This window comes from Streptomyces sp. NPDC020422, assembly GCF_044386705.1.
Classification (GTDB): Bacteria; Actinomycetota; Actinomycetes; order Streptomycetales; family Streptomycetaceae; genus Streptomyces.
Genome location: NZ_JBIRVJ010000009.1, coordinates 180,688 through 204,415 on the forward strand (window position 1 = coordinate 180,688; position 23,728 = coordinate 204,415).

General features: G+C 70.4%; 23 protein-coding genes and 1 pseudogene. 20 read left to right on the top strand and 4 right to left on the bottom strand.

All coding sequences use genetic code 11. The annotated features are described in order from the left end of the window. Positions 1-38: 38 nt before the first annotated feature. Together ACH414_RS24920 and ACH414_RS24925 are read right to left on the bottom strand one after the other, a co-directional pair. Complete coding sequence (locus ACH414_RS24920; RefSeq protein ID WP_132914643.1) at positions 39-710, bottom strand: response regulator transcription factor; 672 nt, start codon at positions 708-710, stop codon at positions 39-41. Positions 711-721: 11 nt separating this feature from the next. Further along, positions 722-1,633, bottom strand: a complete 912-nt coding sequence (locus tag ACH414_RS24925; RefSeq protein WP_382546193.1) for a RecB family exonuclease — start codon at positions 1,631-1,633, stop codon at positions 722-724. Positions 1,634-1,815: 182 nt separating this feature from the next. Here ACH414_RS24925 and ACH414_RS24930 point away from each other — a divergent pair, with 182 nt between their 5' ends. The 3 genes from ACH414_RS24930 to ACH414_RS24940 all read left to right on the top strand — a co-directional run bounded on the left by ACH414_RS24930 (position 1,816) and on the right by ACH414_RS24940 (position 4,616). Further along, the gene (locus tag ACH414_RS24930; RefSeq protein ID WP_382546616.1) at positions 1,816-2,949 is read left to right on the top strand and encodes a site-2 protease family protein; all 1,134 of its coding nucleotides are present in this window, start codon (positions 1,816-1,818) and stop codon (positions 2,947-2,949) included. Positions 2,950-2,967: 18 nt separating this feature from the next. Then, positions 2,968-3,855 carry a tRNA (adenine-N1)-methyltransferase gene (locus tag ACH414_RS24935; RefSeq protein WP_015032448.1) on the top strand — a complete coding sequence of 296 codons (888 nt, stop codon included), beginning with the start codon at positions 2,968-2,970 and terminating at the stop codon, positions 3,853-3,855. 188 nt (positions 3,856-4,043) lie between these two features. Further along, complete coding sequence (locus ACH414_RS24940) at positions 4,044-4,616, top strand: hypothetical protein (RefSeq protein ID WP_382546190.1); 573 nt, start codon at positions 4,044-4,046, stop codon at positions 4,614-4,616. A gap of 45 nt (positions 4,617-4,661) precedes the next feature. On the opposite strand, the gene ACH414_RS24945 is transcribed toward ACH414_RS24940, so the two are convergent. Continuing rightward, positions 4,662-4,973 (bottom strand): ferredoxin, encoded by a 312-nt coding sequence (locus tag ACH414_RS24945; protein WP_382546187.1) that lies wholly within the window; start codon positions 4,971-4,973, stop codon positions 4,662-4,664. A 254-nt stretch (positions 4,974-5,227) separates the two neighbouring features. On the opposite strand from ACH414_RS24945, the gene arc reads away from it, so the two are divergent. The 6 genes and pseudogenes from arc (at position 5,228) to prcA (ending at position 11,161) form a co-directional block, all read left to right on the top strand. Next, positions 5,228-6,994, top strand: coding sequence for a proteasome ATPase (gene arc / locus ACH414_RS24950; RefSeq protein ID WP_382546184.1), 1,767 nt, complete (start codon positions 5,228-5,230; stop codon positions 6,992-6,994). Between the two features lie 164 nt (positions 6,995-7,158). Further along, positions 7,159-8,670 (top strand): depupylase/deamidase Dop, encoded by a 1,512-nt coding sequence (dop, locus tag ACH414_RS24955; protein ID WP_382546181.1) that lies wholly within the window; start codon positions 7,159-7,161, stop codon positions 8,668-8,670. A 179-nt stretch (positions 8,671-8,849) separates the two neighbouring features. After that, positions 8,850-9,062 (top strand): ubiquitin-like protein Pup, encoded by a 213-nt coding sequence (locus ACH414_RS24960; RefSeq protein ID WP_015032443.1) that lies wholly within the window; start codon positions 8,850-8,852, stop codon positions 9,060-9,062. A 119-nt stretch (positions 9,063-9,181) separates the two neighbouring features. Continuing rightward, positions 9,182-9,559, top strand: a pseudogene (locus tag ACH414_RS24965) (endonuclease VII domain-containing protein); the annotation flags it as partial. Next, positions 9,511-10,350, top strand: coding sequence for a proteasome subunit beta (prcB, locus tag ACH414_RS24970; protein WP_382546178.1), 840 nt, complete (start codon positions 9,511-9,513; stop codon positions 10,348-10,350). The pseudogene ACH414_RS24965 and the gene prcB, both read left to right, overlap by 49 nt. A gap of 49 nt (positions 10,351-10,399) precedes the next feature. Then, positions 10,400-11,161, top strand: coding sequence for a proteasome subunit alpha (gene prcA / locus ACH414_RS24975; RefSeq protein ID WP_382546176.1), 762 nt, complete (start codon positions 10,400-10,402; stop codon positions 11,159-11,161). A 68-nt stretch (positions 11,162-11,229) separates the two neighbouring features. Here prcA and ACH414_RS24980 read toward each other — a convergent pair whose 3' ends face one another. Continuing rightward, positions 11,230-12,249: a LacI family DNA-binding transcriptional regulator gene (locus tag ACH414_RS24980; RefSeq protein ID WP_382546173.1), complete on the bottom strand. Its 1,020-nt coding sequence runs from the start codon at positions 12,247-12,249 to the stop codon at positions 11,230-11,232. Positions 12,250-12,373: 124 nt separating this feature from the next. On the opposite strand from ACH414_RS24980, the gene ACH414_RS24985 reads away from it, so the two are divergent. From ACH414_RS24985 to ACH414_RS25035, 11 genes are all read left to right on the top strand, one after another. Further along, positions 12,374-13,714 carry an MFS transporter gene (locus tag ACH414_RS24985; RefSeq protein ID WP_382546171.1) on the top strand — a complete coding sequence of 447 codons (1,341 nt, stop codon included), beginning with the start codon at positions 12,374-12,376 and terminating at the stop codon, positions 13,712-13,714. Positions 13,715-13,723: 9 nt separating this feature from the next. Beyond that, the gene (gene pafA, locus ACH414_RS24990; RefSeq protein ID WP_398943403.1) at positions 13,724-15,085 is read left to right on the top strand and encodes a Pup--protein ligase; all 1,362 of its coding nucleotides are present in this window, start codon (positions 13,724-13,726) and stop codon (positions 15,083-15,085) included. A gap of 118 nt (positions 15,086-15,203) precedes the next feature. Continuing rightward, a complete protein-coding gene (locus ACH414_RS24995) occupies positions 15,204-16,142 on the top strand; it encodes an FKBP-type peptidyl-prolyl cis-trans isomerase (protein ID WP_382546167.1) in 939 nt (312 codons plus the stop codon). A gap of 64 nt (positions 16,143-16,206) precedes the next feature. After that, on the top strand, positions 16,207-16,587 hold the full coding sequence (locus ACH414_RS25000; RefSeq protein ID WP_382546165.1) for an FKBP-type peptidyl-prolyl cis-trans isomerase: 381 nt from the start codon (positions 16,207-16,209) through the stop codon (positions 16,585-16,587). Between the two features lie 128 nt (positions 16,588-16,715). Beyond that, positions 16,716-17,672, top strand: coding sequence for a helix-turn-helix transcriptional regulator (locus ACH414_RS25005; protein WP_382546162.1), 957 nt, complete (start codon positions 16,716-16,718; stop codon positions 17,670-17,672). A gap of 13 nt (positions 17,673-17,685) precedes the next feature. Beyond that, a complete protein-coding gene (locus tag ACH414_RS25010; protein ID WP_382546160.1) occupies positions 17,686-18,636 on the top strand; it encodes a helix-turn-helix transcriptional regulator in 951 nt (316 codons plus the stop codon). Between the two features lie 89 nt (positions 18,637-18,725). Continuing rightward, positions 18,726-18,989, top strand: a complete 264-nt coding sequence (locus tag ACH414_RS25015; RefSeq protein WP_382546158.1) for a hypothetical protein — start codon at positions 18,726-18,728, stop codon at positions 18,987-18,989. A 34-nt stretch (positions 18,990-19,023) separates the two neighbouring features. Then, a complete protein-coding gene (locus ACH414_RS25020) occupies positions 19,024-19,221 on the top strand; it encodes a hypothetical protein (protein WP_382546155.1) in 198 nt (65 codons plus the stop codon). 186 nt (positions 19,222-19,407) lie between these two features. Further along, positions 19,408-19,695, top strand: coding sequence for a Sec-independent protein translocase subunit TatA (tatA, locus tag ACH414_RS25025; protein ID WP_382546152.1), 288 nt, complete (start codon positions 19,408-19,410; stop codon positions 19,693-19,695). Between the two features lie 105 nt (positions 19,696-19,800). Further along, positions 19,801-20,685: a twin-arginine translocase subunit TatC gene (gene tatC / locus ACH414_RS25030; RefSeq protein ID WP_398943560.1), complete on the top strand. Its 885-nt coding sequence runs from the start codon at positions 19,801-19,803 to the stop codon at positions 20,683-20,685. Between the two features lie 148 nt (positions 20,686-20,833). Continuing rightward, complete coding sequence (locus tag ACH414_RS25035) at positions 20,834-23,662, top strand: DEAD/DEAH box helicase (RefSeq protein ID WP_382546150.1); 2,829 nt, start codon at positions 20,834-20,836, stop codon at positions 23,660-23,662. The last annotated feature ends 66 nt before the right edge of the window (positions 23,663-23,728 follow it).

Below are 23,728 nucleotides of genomic sequence, written 5' to 3' on the forward strand. Positions count from 1 at the left end.
GCGCGCGGCGTGCCGGGCCCCTCGCCCGCGTCGTACCGCTACTGCGCCCCGGGACGCACCAGACCGCTCTCGTACGCGTACACCGCCGCCTGCACCCGGTCACGCAGGCCCAGCTTGGTCAGCACATGGCCCACATGGGTCTTGACCGTCGTCTCGCTCACGAACAGATCCGCCGCGATCTCCGCGTTCGACAGACCGCGCGCCACCAGCTTCAGCACCTCGACCTCGCGGTCGGTCAGCGTGTTCAGCGTGTCCGGGACCTGCTCCTCGCCCGAGGGAAGATGCGCCGAGTACTTGTCCAGGAGCCGACGCGTGATCGACGGGGCCAGCATCGCCTCGCCCGCCGCGACCACCCGGATCGCCTGCACCAGCTCCGTCGCCGGAGCGTCCTTCAGAAGGAAACCGCTGGCCCCCGCCCGCAGCGCCTCCACCACGTACTCGTCGAGGTCGAAGGTGGTCAGCACCAGCACCTTCGCCGGCCCGTCCCGGCCGGGACCGGTGATCTGCCGGGTCGCCTCCACCCCGTCCATCCGCGGCATCCGGATGTCCATCAGCACCACGTCGGGCTGCAGCGCCCGCACCTGGTCCAGCGCCTGGAGACCGTCACCGGCCTCGCCCACCACCGCGATGTCCTGCTCGGCCTCCAGGATCATCCGGAAACCGGTACGCAGCAGGGGCTGGTCGTCGACCAGTAGGACGCGGATAGCCACGGACAACTCCTTCACGGGGCGGGCTGGACCGCATCCATTCTGCCCTGACCCTCCTCGCCGGCCGCCCCAGGCACCCCCGACCGGGCAGGCAGCACCGGCAGCGGATACACCGGGGGAGTGCCCCCGAACTCCGGACAGACCGCCTGGTGGTCGCACCAGCCGCACAGCTTCGTCGGCCGCGGCCGCCAGTCACCCGACTCCGTCGCCAGCCGGATCGCCTCCCACAGCGCCAGCAGCTTGCGCTCCACCCGCAGCAGATCCGCCTCCACCGGGTCGTACGTCAGCACGTCCCCACTGCCCAGATAGACCAGCTGCAGCCGACGCGGCACCACGTCCTTCAGCCGCCAGATCACCAGCGCGTAGAACTTCATCTGGAACAGCGCGCCCTCGCTGTACTCCGGGCGCGGCGCCTTGCCCGTCTTGTAGTCGACGATCCGCACCTCGCCCGTCGGCGCCACGTCGATCCGGTCGATCACCCCACGCAGCCGCAGCCCCGACGCCAGCTCCGTCTCCACGAACATCTCGCGCTCGGCCGGCTCCAGACGCGTCGGGTCCTCCAGCGTGAACCAGCGCTCGACCAGCGCCTCCGCCTCCGTCAGCCACCCCGCGAGCCGCTCGCCGTCCGGATCGTCCGCGAACAGCTCGCCCAGCTCCGGACGCGCCCCCAGCAGCCGGTCCCACTGGCCGGGAATCAGCGCCTTCGCCCGCGGCGCCGTCCGCTCCACCGCCGGCGCGTCGAAAAGCCGCTCGAGCACCGCGTGCACCAGCGTCCCGCGGGTCGCCGCCGCACTCGGCTTCTCCGGCAGCCGGTCGATCACCCGGAACCGGTACAGCAGAGGACACTGCATGAAATCGCTCGCCCGCGACGGCGACAACGACGTGGGCGTCCGGGGCTCCGCCGGCGGCTGCTCGCTCGTACTCATGACGAAGACCCTACGACCCGCCACTGACAGCGAGCGGAATACCATCGACTCAGGACCCCGTCGCACTGCATGATCGAACCGTGACCGAGTGCGCGGACCGAGCAGCTCGGCGACGAAAGGAACCCGTGAACCAGGACGAGTCCAAGCCGCAGCGGACCGAGGAGCCGGGCGGCGGCATCCTCATGGGCCGGCCCTTCGGCGTGCCGGTCTACGTCGCGCCCAGCTGGTTCCTCGTCGCCGCCCTCATCACGTGGGTCTTCGGCGACCAGATCGACCGCGTCCTGCCCGAGCTCGGCGCCGCACGCTACCTGGTCTCGCTGTTCTTCGCGATCGCCTTCTACGCCTCCGTACTCGTGCACGAACTGGCCCACACCCTCGCCGCCCTCCGCTTCCGACTCCCCGTGCGGCGCATCCAGCTCCAGTTCTTCGGCGGCGTCTCCGAGATCGAGAAGGAGACCGAGACCCCCGGCCGCGAGTTCCTCCTCGCCTTCGTCGGCCCCCTGCTCTCCCTCGTCCTCGCCGGGATCTTCTACCTCTCCCTCTACGCGGTCGAGCCCGGCACCGTCCCCGGCGTCCTCCTCGGCGGCCTGATGATCTCCAACCTGATCGTCGCCGTCTTCAACCTGCTCCCCGGCCTCCCCCTCGACGGCGGCCGCATGCTCCGCGCCGTCGTGTGGAAGCTCACCGGCAACGCCATGACCGGCACCGTCGCCGCCGCCTGGATCGGCCGCGCCCTCGCCGTCACCGTCCTCATCGGCCTGCCCCTGCTCACCCGCACCGGACTCCTCGGCAACTCCACGGACGACATCTCCGGCTTCACCACCGTCACCGACGCCCTCCTCGCCGCGATCCTCGCCGCCATCATCTGGACCGGCGCCGGCAACAGCCTGCGCATGGCCCGGCTGCGCGAGCACCTCCCCGAACTGCGCGCCCGCACCCTCACCCGGCGCGCCGTCCCGGTCGAGTCCGCCACCCCCCTCTCCGAAGCCCTGCGCCGCGCCAACGAGGCCGGCGCCCGCGCCCTCGTCGTCGTCGACGGCCACGGCGCCCCCACCGGCATCGTCCGCGAGACCGCCATCGCCGGCGTCCCCCAGCACCGGCGCCCCTGGGTCGCCGTCAGCGCCCTCGCCCAGGACCTCACCGAAGGCATGAAGGTCCCCGCCGAACTCACCGGCCAGCCCCTCCTCGACCACCTGCGGGCCAGCCCCGCCACCGAGTACCTGGTCGTCGAGGACGGCGGCGAGATCTACGGCGTGCTCTCCACCGCCGACGTCGAGAAGGCCTTCGTCAAGGCCATGGCACGACCCTCCTCGTAATCCCGGTACTCTGTTCGCATGTCCGAACCGACCGGTGCCGCCCGCCGACGTGGGCCCTTCAAGGTCGGGGACCAGGTTCAGCTGACCGACCCCAAGGGCCGTCACTACACGTTCACGCTCGAAGAAGGAAAGAACTTCCACACCCACAAGGGTTCTTTCCCGCACGACGAACTGATCGGCGCCCCCGAGGGCAGCGTTGTCCGTACCACCGGAAACGTCGCCTACCTCGCGCTGCGCCCCCTGCTCCCCGACTACGTCCTGTCCATGCCCCGCGGCGCAGCCGTGGTCTACCCCAAGGACGCGGGGCAGATCCTCGCCTTCGCCGACATCTTCCCCGGCGCCCGCGTCGTCGAGGCCGGTGTGGGCTCCGGCTCGCTCAGCTCCTTCCTGCTGCGCGCCATCGGCGACAGCGGCATGCTGCACTCCTACGAGCGCCGCGAGGACTTCGCCGAGATCGCCAAGGGCAACGTCGAGCGCTACTTCGGCGGCCCGCACCCCGCGTGGCAGCTGACCGTCGGCGACCTCCAGGACAACCTGTCCGACACCGACGTCGACCGCGTCATCCTCGACATGCTCGCCCCCTGGGAGTGCCTGGAGGCCGTCTCCAAGGCGCTCGTCCCCGGCGGCATCCTCTGCTGCTACGTGGCCACCACCACGCAGCTCGCGCGCACCGTGGAGTCCATCCGCGAGTTCGGCTGCTACGCCGAGCCGCAGCCCTGGGAGTCCATGATCCGCAACTGGCACGTCGAGGGCCTGGCCGTCCGCCCCGATCACCGCATGATCGGCCACACCGGCTTCCTCGTCACCGCCCGCCGCCTCGCGGACGGCGTCGAGCCCCCGATGCGCCGCCGCCGCCCCGCCAAGGGCGCCTACGGCGAGGACTACGAAGGCCCCAACAAGGGCTGACACCCCGACAACGCAGGCGTGCCGCCGCCGACTTCCCGCCCCCGGGCACGGAAGTCGACGGCGGCACCTCCACGTTCACGGCCCGGCCGGCCCGCCGGGACACCCGACCCCGCCTGTTCCGCCCTCCTGTGACGTGTGGCACGATGCCCGCAACTCCTTCCGCACCGCCCTCACAGGAGACGTCTCGCGTGCAGCCCTCCGCCGTCACGGACCTCGCGCACACCCACGCCCGTCCGGTGCACTGGCTGGCCACCGCCACCGCGATGGCCTCGGTCGTCGCCCTCGCCGGCCTGCTCCAGCCCGGCCCCGCCGGAGCCACCGCCGCCCCGGCCCCCCGGCCCGCCCCCGACGCCGCCACGGCCCACTACCCGCTCCGGTGCGGGGGAGCCCCCAGCAAGATCGCCCAGCGCGCCACCGGCGACCTCGACGGCGACGGAAACCCCGAGACCGTCGCAGTCGTACACTGCGAAGCCGGCTCGGGAACACCCCCCAGCGGTATCTACGTGCTCACCCACGGCAAGGCCACCGGCACCGGCACGGCCGCCCCCGCGGCACGCGTCGTGGCCACCCTCGTGGAGCCCTCCCAGCTGAAGAACGTGAGCGGCTTCGCCGTGCGCGACGGAGCCGTACGCGCCACCCTGCTCGGCTACTCCTCGCCCGACGTCCCCAGCTGCTGCCCCGACCAGCGCGAGCAGGTGACCTGGCGCTGGAAGGGCGGAGCCTTCGTCCGCACCGCCCGGACGGAGGCCCGGACGGTCTGACCCCCGCGTCGCCGCCGGCGGCGCGGGGAGGCGCTCAGCGCCGTCTCAGGCCGCGTCCGGGCCGTACACCTCGACACCGTCCGCGACCCGCCGCACATGGATGCAGTCGCCCGGGCACTCCTTCGCGGAGTCCACCACGTCGACGAGCAGCGGCAGCGGAACAGGGGTCGTCGCCCCCGGAGTCTGGAGCAGCTCGTCGTCCGCGCTCTTCACATAAGCGAGCCCGTCGATGTCCAGCTCGAAGACCTCGGGAGCGTACTGCGCGCAGATCCCGTCCCCGGTGCACAGGTCCTGATCGATCCAGACCTCCAGCGCCTCCTCGGGCGCCGCGGCCGGGGCCTCGTGCTGCACGGTCATATCTCCTGCCGTTTCTGCCTCGCGCGGGATGAACCGCAAGTAAGTCCGGTCAACCCTGACGGGTGTTGACCACCCACGACGATACAGCCGACCGCTTTTGCAATGGCCGCCGGTGGGTATTCCCCTGGCGTGAGGGGAAGCGCAAGGGTGAAGATCGGACACACCCCGGAGTCTTTTTGATCTAGGGGTTTCAATCATCACCCACCCAGGTAGGGTCAGGAAGCGTCCAGCTCCCCTTGGAGGAGGTGAGGACCGTGGCAGCCCACGACGACGACAACAACCGCGGCATCCGGCCCGGGCGGGGGTCTGAAGACCCCGCCGGTCAGGTTGCCTATCTCGAGCAGGAAATCGCCGTCCTGCGCCGCAAGCTCGCCGACTCTCCGCGACACACGAGGATTCTCGAGGAGCGGATCGTCGAGCTGCAGACGAACCTGGCCGGCGTGTCCGCACAGAACGAGCGGCTCGCCAATACGCTCCGTGAGGCCCGCGACCAGATCGTGGCCCTCAAGGAGGAGGTCGACCGGCTCGCCCAGCCGCCGGCCGGCTTCGGTGTCTTCCTGCAGGCCAACGAGGACGGCACGTGCGACATCTTCACCGGGGGCCGCAAGCTCCGGGTGAACGTCAGCCCCAGCGTCGAGCTCGACGAGCTCAGGCGGGGCCAGGAAGTCATGCTCAACGAAGCGCTCAACGTGGTCGAGGCCATGGAGTTCGAGCGCGCCGGGGACATCGTCACCCTCAAGGAGATCCTCGAGGACGGCGAGCGGGCCCTGGTCATCGGCCACACCGACGAGGAGCGCGTGGTCCGGCTCGCCGAACCGCTCCTCGACATCACCATCCGCCCCGGCGACGCCCTGCTCCTGGAACCCAGGTCGGGCTACGTCTACGAAGTGGTCCCCAAGAGCGAGGTCGAGGAACTCGTCCTCGAAGAGGTCCCGGACGTCGACTACGACAAGATCGGCGGTCTGGGCAACCAGATCGAGCTGATCCGCGACGCGGTCGAGCTCCCCTACCTCTACCCGGACCTCTTCAAGGAGCACGAACTGCGGCCCCCGAAGGGCATCCTGCTCTACGGCCCGCCCGGCTGCGGCAAGACGCTCATCGCCAAGGCCGTCGCCAACTCCCTTGCCAAGAAGGTCGCCGAGGTGACCGGCCAGCCCGCGGGGAAGTCCTACTTCCTCAACATCAAGGGCCCCGAGCTCCTCAACAAGTACGTCGGCGAGACCGAGCGGCACATCCGCCTCGTCTTCCAGCGTGCCCGCGAGAAGGCGAGCGAGGGCACCCCCGTCATCGTCTTCTTCGACGAGATGGAATCCCTCTTCCGCACCCGCGGATCCGGCGTCAGCTCGGACGTGGAGAACACCATCGTCCCCCAGCTGCTCGCCGAGATCGACGGCGTGGAAGGCCTGGAGAACGTCATCGTCATCGGCGCCTCCAACCGCGAGGACATGATCGACCCGGCCATCCTGCGACCCGGCCGCCTCGATGTGAAGATCAAGATCGAGCGCCCGGACGCCGAGGCGGCCAAGGACATCTTCGCCAAGTACCTGACCGCCTCGCTTCCGCTCCACGCGGACGACCTCGCCGAGCACAGCGGCTCGAAGGAGGCGGCCGCCCACGGAATGATCCAGTCCGTGGTCGAGCAGATGTACGCGGAATCCGAGGAGAACCGCTTCCTCGAGGTCACGTACGCCAACGGCGACAAGGAAGTCCTCTACTTCAAGGACTTCAATTCCGGCGCGATGATCCAGAACATCGTCGACCGGGCCAAGAAGATGGCCATCAAGGCATTCCTCGACCACGACCAGAAGGGCATCCGCGTCTCCCACCTCCTCCAGGCCTGCGTGGACGAGTTCAAGGAGAACGAGGACCTGCCCAACACCACCAACCCGGACGACTGGGCCCGGATCTCCGGAAAGAAGGGCGAGCGGATCGTCTTCATCCGCACCCTCGTCACCGGAAAGCAGGGCGCGGACACCGGTCGCTCCATCGACACGGTGGCGAACACCGGTCAGTACCTGTAGGAAGGCGCACCGGCTGCGGATGTCCGGAACCGGACGTCCGCAGCCGTCGCTTTCCACTCACCGATCCGCTTCTGATCTCCCCGTACGCCCACGACCGCTCTAGGCTCGTGGGTACCGCCGCAACACGCGCTGTGCGGGGAGCGGCGCCGGGCAAGGAGGGCCGCATGACCGTACGGCGAGTAATGGGCATCGAGACGGAGTACGGGATCTCCGTCCCCGGGCACCCCAACGCCAATGCCATGCTCACCTCGTCCCAGATCGTCAACGCCTACGCGGCGGCGATGCACCGGGCGCGCCGCGCCCGCTGGGACTTCGAGGAGGAGAACCCGCTGCGGGACGCCCGCGGCTTCGACCTCGCCCGCGAGGCCGCCGACTCCAGCCAGCTCACCGACGAGGACATCGGCCTCGCCAACGTCATCCTGACCAACGGGGCGCGACTCTACGTCGACCACGCCCACCCCGAGTACAGCGCGCCCGAGGTCACCAACCCGCGCGACGCCGTCCTCTGGGACAAGGCCGGCGAACGGATCATGGCCGAGGCCGCCCACCGGGCCGCCCAGCTCCCCGGCGCCCAGCCCATCCACCTCTACAAGAACAACACCGACAACAAGGGCGCCTCCTACGGCACGCACGAGAACTACCTGATGAAGCGGGAGACCCCCTTCTCGGACATCGTGCGCCACCTGACGCCCTTCTTCGTCTCCCGCCAGGTCGTCACCGGCGCCGGCCGCGTCGGCATCGGCCAGGACGGCCGGGAGCACGGCTTCCAGATCAGCCAGCGCGCGGACTACTTCGAGGTCGAGGTCGGCCTCGAGACCACCCTCAAGCGCCCCATCATCAACACCCGCGACGAACCGCACGCGGACGCCGAGAAGTACCGCCGCCTCCACGTGATCATCGGCGACGCCAACCTCTCCGAGATCTCCACGTACCTCAAGCTGGGCACGACGGCGCTCGTCCTCTCCATGATCGAGGACTCCTTCATCACCGTCGACCTCGCCGTCGACCAGCCCGTACGCACCCTCCACGAGGTCTCCCACGACCCGACCCTCCAGTACCTCGTCACGCTGCGCAGCGGCCGCACGCTCACCGCGGTGCAGCTCCAGATGGAGTACTTCGAGCTCGCCCGCAAGTACGTGGAGGAGCGGTACGGAGCCGACGCCGACGAGCAGACCAAGGACGTCCTGGCCCGCTGGGAGGACACGCTCAACCGGCTGGAGAACGACCCGATGAGCCTGGCCGGCGAGCTGGACTGGGTCGCCAAGCGGGAGCTCATGGAGGGCTACCGCCGCCGCGACGGCCTGGACTGGGAGGCCGCGAGGCTCCACCTGGTCGACCTGCAGTACGCGGACGTACGCCCCGAGAAGGGCCTGTACAACCGCCTGGTGGCCCGCGGACGCATGAAGCGCCTCCTGGACGAGGAGACGGTGCGGCGGGCGGAGACGAGCCCTCCGGAGGACACCAGGGCCTATTTCCGCGGCCGCTGCCTGGAGCAGTACGCGGACGACGTGGCCGCCGCGTCCTGGGACTCGGTCATCTTCGACCTGCCCGGCCGCGACTCGCTGCAGCGCGTTCCGACCCTGGAACCCCTGCGGGGTACCCGGGAGCACGTCAAGGACCTCCTGGACCGCTGTCGCACGGCGGAGGAACTGGTGCGGGTCCTGTCCGGCGGCTGAGGCCGGGAGACCCGGGAATTCCCGGATTCCCGGGCACGGCTGAAATGCCCGGGGACTGGGAATCATGGAAGCAGTGCCCGGACGTTGAAGAAACTGCGGGGCCGATGTCAGTCCCGGCTTGTAGGGTCTGATCTTGTAGGGATCCGAACGAGCGGGCCGATTCGAGCGGGGTGAGGTTTATGGCGACCAAGGACACCGGCGGCGGACAGCAGAAGGCGACGCGTTCCACCGAGGAGGTCGAGGAGACCACCACGGAGGCGAGCTCCGACCTCAAGGAGCGCCAGGAGAAGCTGAGCGACGACGTGGACTCGGTACTCGACGAAATCGATGACGTACTCGAGGAAAACGCCGAGGATTTCGTTCGTTCCTTCGTTCAGAAGGGCGGCGAGTGATTTCGCCTGTGAATCACAGGTGAAATCGACGGGGGCTTGATTTGCGGGATTCAAGCGGTGTCCGCGTCGTCGGCAGGTTGAGCCGACGGAGGCGTTCGCTTCGCATAGGGCCGTCGCCGCAGATCAAGCCCCACTCGGAGGGGGACCGTAACGAGAGGGCGTCCGACGGCCTCTGGACACGCTGGAAACCGTGCCGGGCGGTAGAGGGGCGTGCCGGCCACCTGAAGCGCCAGTGCGGCATGACCGAGGCGGAGCGCGACGAGATGACCGCGTCGCGAGACGGGCTCTGCCTCATCTGTCAGAAGGCCCCCGCGGTGCATGTGGATCATTGCCATGGGACGGGTAGGGTCCGTGGCGTACTGTGCTTCAACTGCAATTCGGCCATCGGCAAGTTGGGAGACGATCCCGACGTCCTCCGTCGGGCCATCGCATACCTGGAGGGACACGCGTGGAAGCCAACACTCGTAGCACAGGGCGACTGCCGGCGGCCTTCCTGACGCCGGGCTCGTCCTCGTTCATCGACTTCCTCGCCGACCACTCGCCGGAGCTGCTCCCGGGCAACCGGAAGCTGCCGGAGGGGATCGTCGAGGCGCCCCACGGAACGACCATCGTCGCCGCGACCTTCCCCGGCGGGGTCGTGCTCGCCGGTGACCGGCGGGCGACCATGGGGAACATGATCGCGCAGCGGGACATCGAGAAGGTGTTCCCGGCCGACGAGTACTCCGCGGTCGGCATCGCCGGTACGGCGGGCCTCGCGGTGGAGATGGTGAAGCTGTTCCAGCTGGAGCTGGAGCACTTCGAGAAGGTGGAGGGCGCGACCCTCTCCCTGGAGGGCAAGGCCAACCGCCTGTCCACGATGATCCGCAGCAACCTCGGCATGGCCATGCAGGGCCTCGCCGTCGTCCCCCTCTTCGCGGGCTGGGACGAGGGCAAGGAGAAGGGCCGGATCTTCTCGTACGACGTCACCGGCGGCCGCTCCGAGGAGCACGGCTACGCCGCCACCGGCTCGGGCTCGATCTTCGCGCGCGGCTCGATGAAGAAGCTCTACCGGGACGACCTGACGGAGCAGCAGGCCACCACGCTCGTCGTCCAGGCGCTGTACGACGCGGCGGACGACGACTCGGCGACCGGCGGCCCGGACCTGGCCCGCAGGATCTTCCCGATCGTCACCGTCATCACCGACGAGGGCTTCCGCAGGCTCACCGAGCCGGAGTCCTCCGAGCTGGCCCGGTCGGTCACCGAGCGGCGTCTCGAGCAGCCCGACGGGCCGCGTGCCGCCCTGCTCTGACCACTCGTCGCCTCCCTGTAGAAGCCCAGAAGAAAGGGACGGATAGCCGGTGTCCACGCCGTTCTATGTCTCACCCCAGCAGGCCATGGCCGACCGGGCGGAGTACGCCCGCAAGGGCATCGCCCGTGGCCGCAGCCTGGTCGTCCTCCAGTACGCCGACGGCATCGTCTTCGTCGGCGAGAACCCGTCCCGCGCGCTGCACAAGTTCAGCGAGATCTACGACCGGATCGGCTTCGCCGCGGCCGGCAAGTACAACGAGTACGAGAACCTGCGGATCGGCGGTGTGCGCTACGCCGATCTGCGCGGCTACACCTACGACCGCGACGACGTCACGGCCCGCGGTCTGGCCAACGTCTACGCCCAGACCCTGGGCACCATCTTCTCCAGCGCGGGGGAGAAGCCCTACGAGGTGGAGCTGGTGGTCGCCGAGGTCGGCGCGGAGCCCGAGGGCGACCAGATCTACCGGCTGCCGCACGACGGGTCGATCGTGGACGAGCACGGCTCGGTCGCGGTCGGCGGCAACGCGGAGCAGATCAGCTCCTTCCTGGACCAGCGGCACCGCGACGGGATGTCGCTCGCCGAGGCGCTGAAGCTGGCCGTGCAGGCGCTGTCCCGGGACACCAACGGCACCGAGCGGGAGATCCCCGCGGAGCGCCTCGAGGTGGCGGTCCTGGACCGTACGCGCCCGCAGCAGCGCAAGTTCAAGCGGATCGTGGGCCGGCAGCTGGTGCGTCTGCTGGGTGCGGACGACGCGGCCGTGACCAAGACGGACGACCCGTCCGACGAGGTGGACGAGGCCGGCGGGGAGTAGTCCGCGCCTGAGGGTTCGAAGGCCCCGGAGCCGTTGGGTTCCGGGGCCTTCGGTGTGCGTGGGGCGGGTCAGCGGGCCGGTGGGGGGCCCGAGGAGCCGCGGACGGCGAGTTCGACGGGCAGTACGGCCGGTTCGGGCCGTTCGCCGGACAGGGCCGCCAGGAGGGCCGCCATGCCGCGTCCGCCGAACTCCTCGGCGGGCAGCCGGACGGTGGTGAGTTCGGGTTCGAGGGCGGTGGCGAGGGCCATGTCGTCGAATCCGGTGACGGAGAGGTCTTCGGGGATGCGCAGGCCGAGCCGGCGGGCGGCCTTGTAGACGCCTGCCGCGAGGATGTCGTCGTCGCACACGACGGCCGTGGGGCGGGGGCCCGGGGCGGTGAGGGCGAGGTGGGCGGCCTCCCAGGCGGCGGTGACGTTCAGGGGGGCGCGTACGGTCCGCAGCTCGGTGCCGCGCAGGGCGTCGGTGAGGACGGCGGCGCGGGCGTCGAAGGTCCAGGAGGGGACGGCGGAGGCCAGGTGCAGGAAGCTGCGGTGGCCGAGGCCGAGGAGGTGGTCGGTCACGCGCCGCATGCCGTCGGCGACGTCGAGGTTCACATGGGCGGCGGCCCCGCGGTCGGCGGGGTCGCTGTCGAGCATGACGAGGGGCAGGTCGGTGCCCTGGAAGGCCTTGAGGGCGTCCGTGGCCATCGAGGAGGCGAGCACGCCGTCGAGGGCGGCCTGGGCGGAGGCGAAGGGGTCCTTGGCGGGGCCGATGCCGTCGGGGGAGGGGTAGAGGACGACGCCGAAGCCGTGCCGGGCGGCCTCGACGGCGGCGCCGGTGTACACGTGGGCGAAGAACTCGTTGGTGAGGGCGGGGACGACGAGCAGTGCGGTCCTGGTGCGGCCGAGGCGCAGGTTGCGGGCGGCGAGGTTGGGGCGGTAGCCGAGCTCGGCGGCGGCTTCGCGGACGGTGGCGGCGGTGCGTTCGGAGACGCGGCCGCGCCATTTGTCGCCGAGGACGAGGGAGACGGTGGCCTGGGAGACGCCGGCGGTCCTGGCGACGTCCCGGCTGGTGGGGCGGTTCCCGCTGGGGGGTTCCGGGCTGTGCACTCGTGCCTCCGCGACGGATGGTGGTCCGGCACGCGGGGTGGACCGGCGTGCTGCGGTCATGGTACGTATGACTCGACACGTTATACGTAAAACCTCGGGCTGAGGCCCAGGGAGGGGAGACCACATGGCCACCGAGGCCGGGGCGAACGGCGGCTATCTGGACATCCTGCGGGCGCCGCATGCCGCCCGCCTGCTGGCGGGCACGCTCGTCGGGCGGCTGCCCAACGGCACCGGCCCCATCGCCATCACCGTCTTCACCCGAGCCGAGGGCGGCAGCTACAGCCTGGCCGGCGGCCTCATCGCCGCGTACGGGCTGGCCACCGCCGTGGGCCAGCCGCTGCTCGGCCGTGCCGTCGACCTCAAGGGCCAGCCCCGCGTCCAGCTCCCGGCCGCCCTGATATCCGCCCTCGGCATGGCCGCCCTTGCCCTCACCGGCATCGGCAACCTCTTCCTCGCCTACGCCGCCGTGCTGGTCGCCGGGGTCTTCACGCCGCCCCTGGAGGGCGGACTGCGCGCCCTGTGGCCGAGCGTGCTCGGCCGCGAGGACCGGGTGCACCGCGCGTACGCCCTGGACGCCGTGGCCCAGGAGGTCATGTTCACCGTCGGGCCGCTGCTGCTCACGCTCCTGGTCTCGCTCTGGTCGCCGGCCGCGGCGCTGCTCGTGATCAATCTGCTCGGCGTGCTCGGGGCCCTGTCCGTGGTCCTGTCCAAGCCCTCCCGCAGCTGGCGCTCCGCGCCCCGCGAGGCGCACTGGCTCGGGGCGCTGCGCTCGCCGGGGCTGCTGGCGCTGCTCGCCTCGTTCTTCTTCGTGGGGCTCGCCCTGGGCTCCATCACGGTGGCCGGCGTCGCCTATGCGGACGACCGCGGCAACGAGGCCGTCTACGGCTGGCTGATGGCGGCCCTCGGCCTCGGCGCGCTGGTCGGCGGAGTCTTCTACGGCGCCCGGCAGTGGGCCGGTGCCCCCGAGCGGCGGCTGCGGGTCCTGGTGCTGCTGCTCGCCCTGGGCTATCTGCCCCTGATGCTGGTGCCGGGACCGGTCGCGATGACCGCGCTGGCCGCCCTGGCCGGCGTGTTCCTGGCCCCGGCCATCGCCTGCGCCTTCCTCGTGGTGGACCGCCACGCGCCCGCCGGCACGGTCACCGAGGCCTTCTCCTGGCTCGTCACCACCTTCGGCGTCGGCGCGGCCCTCGGCTCGGCCGTCTCCGGGCCCGCCGTCGAACTGGCGGGGACCCCGGCCGGATTCGCGGTGGCCGGCGCGGGCGGCTTCGTCGCCTTCCTGGTCCTGCTCGCCACCGGTCGGGTGCTGGGCGCCGCCCCGCGCGGCTCCCAGGTGCGACACGCCGTCAGCGGGGGCGGTGCGAACACCGGGTCCGAGGGCGGTCGGGCCGAAAACAACACGCACTCATCGGAAAATGATCGAAACGGGGCCGTCGAACCCGGTTTCAGCTCAGGCCATCAGGCGTAATGTTCAGACATGGACCGCCGCATTTTCGGGCTGGAGAACGAGTACGGCGTCACGTGCACGTTCAGGGGACAGCGCCGACTGTCTCCTGACGAAGTGGCGCGCTACCTCTTCCGCCGTGTCGTGTCATGGGGCCGCAGCAGCAATGTCTTCCTGCGGAACGGAGCCCGCCTGTACCTGGACGTGGGTTCGCATCCGGAATACGCAACTCCCGAATGCGACAACGTGGTCGAACTGGTCACCCACGACAAGGCCGGCGAGCGCATTCTCGAAGGACTCCTCGTCGACGCGGAACGCCGCCTGCACGAGGAGGGAATCGCGGGCGACGTCTATCTCTTCAAGAACAACACCGACTCTGCGGGAAACTCCTACGGCTGCCACGAGAACTATCTGGTCGCCCGGCACGGAGAGTTCTCCCGACTCGCGGACATCCTCATTCCCTTCCTCGTCACCCGGCAGTTGATCTGCGGTGCCGGAAAGGTGCTGCAGACCCCGCGGGGAGCGGTCTACTGCGTCTCCCAGCGGGCCGAGCACATCTGGGAGGGCGTCAGCTCCGCCACCACCCGTTCGCGCCCCATCATCAACACCCGCGACGAGCCGCACGCGGACGCCGAGCGCTACCGCAGGCTCCACGTCATCGTCGGCGACTCGAACATGTCCGAGACGACCATGCTCCTCAAGGTCGGCGCCACCGACCTCGTGCTGCGCATGATCGAGGCGGGCACCGTGATGCGCGACCTGACCCTGGAGAACCCGATCCGGGCCATCCGCGAGGTCAGCCACGACATCACCGGCCAGCGCAAGGTGCGCCTCGCCAGCGGCCGGGAGGCCTCCGCCCTGGAGGTCCAGCGGGAGTACTACGAGAAGGCCGCCGACTTCGTCGACCGCCGGGGCATCCGCACCGGCACCGTCGCCCAGGTCCTCGAGCTCTGGGGCCGGACCCTGGACGCGATCGAGCAGGAGCAGCTCGACCGCATCGAGACCGAGATCGACTGGGTCATGAAGTACAAGCTCATCGAGCGCTACCGCGCCAAGCACAACATGACGATGTCGCACCCGCGGGTCGCCCAGATAGACCTCGCGTACCACGACATCCACCGCCGCCGCGGGCTGTACTACCTGCTCCAGAAGAACGGCCAGGCGGCCCGGGTGTGCAACGACGTGAGGATCTTCGAGGGCAAGTCGGTGCCCCCGCAGACCACCAGGGCCCGGCTGCGCGGCGACTTCATCCGCCGTGCCCAGGAGCAGCGCCGGGACTTCACGGTCGACTGGGTCCACCTGAAGCTCAACGACCAGGCGCAGCGCACGGTGTTGTGCAAGGACCCGTTCCGCTCGGTCGACGACCGGGTGGAAAAGCTGATCGCCGGCATGTAGTACCGGCCTGGACGCGCCTGACGGCCCCGCACGTTTCACGTGCGGGGCCGTCGTCATCTCAGGCCGGTCCCCTAGAGTGTCCGGACAACTACTGTGCCGTCTGAGATCTGAGGAACTAGTGCGCCGACTTGCCGGCCTGCTCGTCGTCCCGCTGCTGCTGCTCTCCACAGCGGCCTGCGGCAGCGATGACAAGGGCTCCGATTCCGGTTCGATGAAGAACGGGCTTCCCGCCATCACCGCGGGGGAGAAGTTCGGTGAGAAGCCGACCCTCTCCCAGGGCGTGGGCGATCCGCCGAAGGCCCTGAAGGTCAACGTCATCAGCGAGGGCAAGGGCGCGGTCACGAAGAAGGGCGACGCGCTCCAGGTGAACTACCTGGGGCAGGCCTGGGACTCGACCACTCCCTTCGACAACAGCTTCGACCGGAAGCAGCCCTTCGACCTGACGCTGGGCGCCGGTCAGGTCATCAAGGGCTGGGACCAGGGCCTCGAGGGTCAGAAGGTCGGCAGCCGCGTCGAGATCGGCATCCCGCCGGAGCTGGGCTACGGCGCGCAGGGGCAGGGCGACATCAAGCCCAACGCCACGCTGGTCTTCGTGGTCGACATCCTGAAGGCCGTCACCATCCCGAAGTCCGCCGAGGGCACCCCGGTCGCCCAGGAGGACAAGGACCTGCCGAAGGTCGGCACCAACACCGACGGCAAGCAGCCCTCGCTGACCGTCCCCAAGGTGAACCCGCCGACCAAGCTGGTCTCCAACTACATCCTGGAGTCCAAGGGCGAGACCGTCGCGGCCACCGACACGGTCGTCGTGAACTACGTGGCCGCCCTGTGGAAGGACGGCAAGGTCTTCGACTCGACGTACACGACGGGCAAGCCGGCCAACTTCCCGCTGTCCCAGCTGACCCTGAAGGGTCTGAAGGACGGCATCGCCGGCAAGAAGATCGGCAGCCGGGTCCTGATCGTCGCGCCGCCGTCCGAGGCCTTCGGCGACCAGGAGAAGCAGGGCATCCCGAAGAACTCCACCCTGGTGTTCGCCGTCGACATCCTGGCGAAGATGTAAGACTGTCCCGGTCGCGCGGACCGTCGTCCGCGCGGTTCACGGTTTTCAAGAGGAGTGCACTGCAGTGAGCATCGAGAAGCCCGAGGTCGACTTCCCGGGCGGCGAGCCGCCGGCCGATCTCGAGATCAAGGACATCTGGGAGGGCGACGGCGAGGTCGCCGGCGCCGGTGACTTCATTCAGGTCCACTACGTCGGTGTCCTCTTCGAGTCCGGCGAGGAGTTCGACTCCTCCTGGAACCGCGGCACCCCGCTGGACTTCCGGCTCGGTGTCGGCCAGGTCATCGAGGGCTGGGACAAGGGTGTCCAGGGCATGAAGGTCGGCGGCCGCCGCCAGCTGGTCATCCCCGCCCACCTCGCCTACGGCGACCGTGGTGCCGGCGGCAAGATCGGCCCCGGCGAGACGCTGATCTTCGTCTGCGACCTCGTGGGCGTGAAGAAGGGCTGACCCGGACACCCGGTCACCCGCAGGGCCCCCGCCTTCACGGCGGGGGCCCTCGCTTTTGTCCGGACACCCCGGGGCGGTACCGTCGGACGTCCGAGAAGTCCATCCGGCAGAAGAGGTACGGGGCGTCGATGGCGATTGCCAAGGCCGAGCGGCTGATGAATCTTGCGCTGTGCCTGCTCGGAACCCGGCGCCCGCTGAGCAAGCGGGAGCTCCGGGGGTCCATCGAGGCCTATATGGAGGCCACCGCCGAGGACGCCTTCAACCGCATGTTCGAGCGGGACAAGGACGATCTGCGCGAGCTCGGTCTGGTGATCGAGACGGTCGAGAACCTGGACGGCGAGACCGGCTATCTGGCCCGCCGCGACTCCAACCGGCTGCCGCCCATCACCCTGGACGCCGAGGAGGCCGCCGCCCTCGGGCTCGCCGCCAAGGTCTGGCAGCAGGCCCGTCTCGCCGGAGCCGCCAGCGGCGCCCTGCAGAAGCTGCGCGCGGCCGGCATGCCGGAGGCGGAGGACGCGTACGACTCCCAGGCCAGCGCCCTGGAGCCGCGCATCCCGGTGCACGAGGCCGCGTTCGAGCCGCTGATGCTGGCCTGCCGCGACCGCCGGCCGGTCGTCTTCGACTACCGCAAGGCCAACGCCGCCCGCCCCGAGACCCGGCACGTCGAGCCGTGGACGCTGGAGTGCTGGCGCGGCCACTGGTACCTGGCGGGCTGGGACCGCGACCGCGGGGCCGAGCGGGTCTTCCGCCTCTCCCGTATCACCGGCAAGGTCCGCTCCCGGGCCGGTGCCTTCACCGCGCCGGTGCCCGACGTCGTCACCGTCCGGGAGACCGTGGAGAGCTGGGCGGGGGAGACCGCCACCCGCTCGGCGCGGATCAGGCTGCGGTCGGGCTGCGGCTATCCGCTGCGCTCGCGCGCCCAGTCCGTACGGGAGGGCGCGGACGGCTGGGACGAGCTGGAGATCCCGTACGGGCACGGCCTCGACGCCTGGCTCGTGGAGTTCGGCCCCGACGTGGTCGTGCTGGAGCCCGCCGATCTGCGGGCCGACGTGGTGGAGCGGCTGCGCGCCGTGGCCAAGGGCTGAGGGGGAAGGAACCATGGCGGCGAACGCGATCGACCAGACGAGGCGGATGCTCTCCCTCGTCACCTATCTCCGCGAGCGGCCCGGCGCGCACGTCGCCGACGTGGCCCGCGCCTTCGGGATCACCGAGGACGAGCTGATCTCCGACCTCGATGTGCTGCCGATGTGCGGGACCAGCTTCCGCGGCGGTGATCTGCTGGACATCGACACCGACGGCGACCGGATCTGGTGGCACAACCCGGACGACGTCGCGGCGCCGCTGCGGCTGGCCGCCGACGAGGCGACCGCCCTGCTGGTCGCGGCGCGGGCGGTGGCCACGCTGCCCGGGCTGCGCGAGGGCGACCGGGAGGCGCTGCTGCGTGCCACGGCCAAGCTGGAGGCGGCGGCGGGCGAGGCGGCCGGTGCGAGCTCCCGGCTCTCGGTGACCTTCGAGTCCGAGGGCGGGGTCTTCGCCGAGGTGGACCGGGCGATCTCCGAACGCAGGCGGCTGTGGCTGCGCTACTACTCGCCGGCGCGCGACGAGCTGACCGAGCGCGAGGTGGATCCGATCCGGCTGTTCGCCGTCGGGCACACGTACATGGAGGCGTGGTGCCGGCTGTCCGAGGCGCGCCGTACCTTCCGGCTCGACCGGGTCGCCGAGATCCGGATCCTGGACGAGCACGCGGCACCACCGGAGCTCGAGCTGCGGGACCTGTCGGAGGGGCTGGTGCAGCCGTCCGCCGAGGATCCCGAGGTCGTGGTCGAGGTGGGTCCCGGGGGCCGCTGGGTCGCCGAGTACTACCCGCACGACCGGGCGGACGAGCTGCCCGACGGCGGTCTGCGGATCACCCTCAGGACGCCTGCCCCGGCCTCGCTGCGGCGGCTCGCGCTGCGGCTCGGGAGTGACGGGCGGATCGTCGCCCCGCAGGAGCTCGCGGACAGCGCCCGGGACGCGGCGGCGGCCGCGCTGGCCGCGTACGAGGGCTGAGAGCAGGGGGAGCGTGACGTTCCGGGCGACCGGGCGCGGTTCCCAGTGAGAGGCACGTGTACGTACCGCAGTGGGGAGAGTTGAGGTAAATGTCCGCGATGTCCACGATGTCCGGTATTGCGGCGTCGGTCGCTCCGGTCCACTTCAAGGCCGCCTGCCCCGACTGCCGATCCCGCTTCGAACTCTCCGCGGGCGCCCTGCGGCTCGCCATCGGTGCCAGCCGCCGGACCACCTTCTACTCCTTCACCTGCCCCGAGTGCGGCAGCGCCGTCCGCAAGCCGGCCGGTGAGCGGATCGTCGAACTGCTCACCGGCGGCGGCGTGAACACCCTGCGGCTGCACACCACCGGCTGACGTCCCCGGGCGGCGGGGCGTCTAGGCTCGGCACATGTTCTGGCCCATGCTCGCCATCGCCCTCGGCTTCCTCGGCATCGCCGTCCTCGGTGTCCTCGGCATCAAGGTCTTCGTGGAGGCCCAGCGCCTCGGCCGTCAAGTGGCTCACACCACACAGCGCATCAACCAGGCCGCCGAAGACCTCGAACGGGCCGCGGTCGACCTGGCCCGAACGGGCGAGACGCTGCGCTGAACCGGTGCCGTACGCTGCGCGGAGCGCCCGTGGCCAGGGGGCACGGGCGAAACCTTTGAGTATGCACAGGCATTGCCGCCCGTTTACTCCTGCGGGTTACGATCGCATTCAGCGCGGTGGCCGGACGCATGTCCGACCCGCCGGGCACGCACTCCAATGTCGCCTCGGTGAAGAAGGTAAACAGCTATGGGTAGGCTCGGCCCCACCGAGATCATTCTCATCCTCGTCGTGATCATCCTCCTGTTCGGCGCCAAGAAGCTGCCGGACATGGCCCGTTCGCTGGGCAAGTCGGCCCGCATCCTCAAGAGCGAGGCCAAGGCCATGAAGTCCGACGACCAGCAGAGCGCCCCGGCCGACCCGCCCCACGCCGGCGCCCAGGACCAGCAGCCCGCGCCGCGCACCATCCAGGCCGCTCCCGGCGACGTGACCAGCTCGCGTCCCGTGACCGAGCCCACGGACACCACCAAGCGCTGACCCGGTCCGCCGCGGCCGTCGCGACCGAGCGACGGCTGCCGCACGAGATGAGGACGTGGGTTGCTCAAGTCTGCCCGCAAGCAGGAGAAGGATCCCGAGGGCCGGATGCCCCTCGTGGAGCACCTGCGTGAACTTCGCAACCGCCTCGCGAAGGGCCTGCTGGCCATCGCCGCGGTCACCGTCGTGGCCCTCGTGTACAGCGAGGAGCTGATGCAGTTCCTGACGAAGTCGGTGCCCACCTGCCCCGAGCACGTCCAGAGCAACGGCGGCAACTGTGCGATCGTCTCCTTCAACACGCTGATGGCCCCGTTCAGCACGACGATCCAGCTCTCCCTGACGGCGGGCCTCGTCGTGGCGAGCCCGGTCTGGCTTTACCAGCTCTGGGCCTTCATCGCGCCCGGACTGCACAAGCACGAGAAGAAGTACACGTACGCCTTCGTCGGCGCCGCGGTCCCGCTCTTCGCGGCCGGCGCCTACCTCGCGTACCTCATCCTTCCCGTCAGCGTGAAGGTGCTCATCAGCCTCACGCCGGAGGGCTCCGCCAACATCCTCTCGCTCGGTGACGTCCTCGACTTCACCCTGCGCATGGTGCTGGTCTTCGGCCTCGCCTTCGAGCTCCCGCTGGTCCTGGTGATGCTCAACCTCACCGGTGTCCTCAGCGGCCGCCGGATGGCCCGCTGGTGGCGCGGCGTGATCATGGGCGTGTTCATCTTCGGCGCCGTCATCACCCCGACCACCGACCCGGTCGGCATGCTGGCCCTCGCCGGACCGATCACGATCCTCTACCTGGCGGCCGTCGGCTTCTCGCTCCTCAACGACAAGCGCCGGGCCCGCGCCAACCCCGACGCCCAGCTCGGCGACGACGAGGCCTCCCGGCTGGACCTCACCCCCGAGCCCGTCGCCGCCGCCCCGGCCCTTCCCGAGCAGGCCACCGGCGAGTCGGACGGGGCCAGGTCGCACCGGCTGAACGGATACGACGACATCACCTGATCCGGCCGGGACCGAGTCCCCGGCGATCACGCGACGGCCCCCCGGACCCGCTCCGGGGGGCCGCTGTCTTCCGCGGAGCCGCTCTCCCGCAAGCCCGTCGATAAAGATCGCGTCACTGTCAGAGGTGGCGGGTAGGCTCGACAACAAGATGACAGAGGACCTCACACCAGCCGAAGCGTATGCGGCCGCCCTGGCTCGCAACGCCGAGCAGGCCACTGCGCTGGCCCCCTTCCGCGAGATGTACGACTTCGGTCTGGACCCCTTCCAGATCGAGGCGTGCCAGGCCCTCGAAGCGGGCAAGGGCGTGCTCGTCGCCGCTCCCACGGGATCCGGCAAGACCATCGTCGGCGAGTTCGCCGTCCACCTCGCGCTCCGCCAGGGGCGCAAGTGCTTCTACACGACGCCGATCAAGGCGCTCTCCAACCAGAAGTACGCCGACCTCGTCAAGCGGTACGGCCACGACAAGGTCGGACTGCTCACCGGCGACAACAGCGTCAACGGCGACGCGCCCATCGTCGTCATGACCACCGAGGTCCTCCGCAACATGCTGTACGCGGGGTCCCAGGCGCTGTCCGGCCTCGGCTACGTGGTCATGGACGAGGTGCACTACCTCTCCGACCGCTTCCGCGGCGCAGTCTGGGAGGAAGTGATCATCCACCTCCCCGAGTCCGTGACCCTCGTCTCGCTCTCCGCGACCGTCTCCAACGCCGAGGAGTTCGGCGACTGGCTGGACACCGTCCGCGGCGACACCGAGGTGATCGTCTCCGAGAGCCGCCCCGTGCCGCTGTGGCAGCACGTCCTGGCCGGCCGGCGGATGTACGACCTCTTCGAGGAGGAGACCGACCACGGCGGCCGCGGCGCCTCCCGCCGCGAGGTCAACCCCGACCTGCTGCGCCTGGCCCGCACGGAGAACTCGCGCACCTACAACCCGCGCGACCGGCGCCGCGGCAAGATGGTCCGCGAGGCCGACCGCGAGCGCGAGCGGCGCCAGCGCTCCCGGATCTGGACCCCCGGCCGGCCCGAGGTCATCGAGCGGCTCGACGCCGAGGGGCTGCTGCCCGCCATCACCTTCATCTTCAGCCGGGCCGGCTGCGAGGCGGCCGTCCAGCAGTGCCTCTACGCGGGCCTGCGGCTCAACGACGACGACGGGCGCCGGCGGGTCCGCGAGATCGTCGAGGAGCGCACCGCCTCCATCCCGACCGAGGACCTCCACGTCCTCGGTTACTACGAGTGGCTGGAAGCGCTGGAGCGTGGCATCGCCGCCCACCACGCGGGCATGCTCCCCACCTTCAAGGAGGTCGTCGAGGAGCTGTTCGTGCGCGGCCTCGTCAAGGCCGTCTTCGCCACCGAGACCCTCGCGCTCGGCATCAACATGCCGGCCCGCTCCGTGGTCCTGGAGAAGCTCGTCAAGTGGAACGGCGAGCAGCACGCCGACATCACCCCCGGCGAGTACACCCAGCTCACCGGCCGTGCCGGCCGCCGCGGCATCGACGTCGAGGGCCACGCCGTGGTCCTGTGGCAGCGCGGCCTCGACCCCGGCCACCTCGCCGGTCTCGCCGGCACCCGGACCTATCCGCTGCGCTCCAGCTTCAAGCCCTCGTACAACATGGCGGTCAACCTGGTCGACCAGTTCGGCCGGCACCGCTCCCGCGAGCTCCTGGAGACCTCGTTCGCCCAGTTCCAGGCCGACCGCTCGGTCGTCGGGATCTCCCGCCAGGTCCAGAAGAACGAGGAGGGCCTGGAGGGCTACCGCGAGGGCATGACCTGCCACCTCGGCGACTTCGAGGAGTACGCGCAGCTGCGCCGCGAGCTCAAGGACCGCGAGACCGACCTGGCCCGGCAGGGCGCCGCCCAGCGCCGCGCCCAGGCCGCCGCCGCTCTGGAGAAGCTCAAGCCCGGCGACGTGATCCACGTCCCGACCGGCAAGTTCGCCGGACTCGCCCTCGTCCTCGACCCCGGCATCCCTGCCGGGCGGACCAACGGCCACCGCGGCTTCGAGCACCATGACGGCCCGCGCCCGCTGGTCCTCACCGCCGAGCGGCAGGTCAAGCGGCTCGCCTCGATCGACTTCCCGGTCCCGGTCGAGCCGCTGGAGCGGATGCGCATCCCCCGCTCCTTCAACCCGAGGTCCCCGCAGTCCCGCCGCGACCTGGCCTCCGCGCTGCGCACCAAGGCCGGGCACATCAACCCGGAGCGGCACCACAGGCAGCGCTCGGCCGCCGCCGACGACCGCGAGATCGCCCGGCTGCGCACCGCGATCAGGGCGCACCCCTGCCACGGCTGCGACGAGCGCGAGGACCACGCCCGCTGGGCCGAGCGCTACCACCGGCTCCAGCGCGACACCAAGCAGCTGGAGCGGCGCATCGAGGGCCGCACCAACACCATCGCCCGCACCTTCGACCGGATCGTCGCGCTCCTCACCGAGCTCGACTACCTGCGCGGCGACGACGTCACGGACAACGGCAAGCGGCTCGCCCGGCTGTACGGCGAGCTCGACCTGCTCGCCAGCGAGTGCCTGCGCGAGGGCGTGTGGGAGGGGCTCAACCCGGCCGAGCTGGCCGCCTGCGTCTCGGCCCTCGTCTTCGAGGCCCGGCAGTCCGACGACGCCGTCCCGCCGAAGGTGCCGGCCGGCAAGGCCAAGGCCGCGCTCGGCGAGATGGTGCGGATCTGGGGTCGGCTCGACGCGCTCGAGGAGGAGTTCCGGCTCCACCAGGCCGAGGGCGTCGGCCAGCGCGAGCCGGACCTCGGCTTCGCCTGGGCCGCCTATCAGTGGGCCTCCGACAAGGGGCTCGACGAGGTGCTGCGCGAGGCCGAGATGCCGGCGGGCGACTTCGTCCGCTGGTGCAAGCAGGTCATCGACGTCCTCGGGCAGATCGCGGCGGCCGCGCCGCGGGAGAACAGCACGGTCGCGAAGAACGCCCGCAAGGCGGTCGACTCGCTGCTGAGGGGAGTCGTGGCCTACAGCTCGGTCGGCTGACGGTGATTCGGCTCGGATGACGGTGACTCGGTCGGGTGCTGGTGGCCACCGGTCGGGTGTCGGTGA